This window comes from Streptomyces racemochromogenes (genome assembly GCF_044129415.1).
In the GTDB taxonomy this organism is placed as follows: Bacteria; Actinomycetota; Actinomycetes; order Streptomycetales; family Streptomycetaceae; genus Streptomyces; species Streptomyces racemochromogenes_A.
Genome location: NZ_JBBDHD010000361.1, coordinates 1 through 319 on the forward strand (window position 1 = coordinate 1; position 319 = coordinate 319).

Annotated in this window: 1 protein-coding gene and 1 pseudogene; both read right to left on the minus strand. The window is 76.2% G+C overall.

Annotated elements, in window-relative coordinates:
• Positions 1-214, minus strand: a 214-nt coding sequence (locus tag WDV06_RS37280; RefSeq protein WP_395514216.1) for an adenylyl-sulfate kinase, incomplete at its 3' end; no start/stop codon positions are given.
• Positions 214-319 (minus strand): annotated as a pseudogene (locus WDV06_RS37285) (phosphoadenylyl-sulfate reductase); the annotation flags it as partial. The gene WDV06_RS37280 and the pseudogene WDV06_RS37285, both read right to left, overlap by 1 nt.

Here is a 319-nt window from a genome sequence, read left to right on the forward strand (position 1 = left end):
CGCGGCCGAAGCCCAGTCCGGCGGAGAGGAACTCGCGGATCTCGTCGCCGTCGAGGACCTCCACCCGGTGGCCCTCGCCGCGCAGCCGCTCCGCCAGCGCGTGGGCGATGGTGGTCTTGCCGGCACTGGGCAGTCCGGTCAGCCACACCGTCGCCCCCTGTCCGCTCGGGCTCATCCGGTCCGTCTCCGTCTCCGTACGTCGGCGTCGGGTCATCAGCCGTGCAGTCCGCACTCGGTCTTGGCGCGCCCGGCCCAGCGGCCGGCCCGGGCGTCCTCGCCCTCGGCGACCCGGCGGGTGCAGGGGGCGCAGCCGACGGAG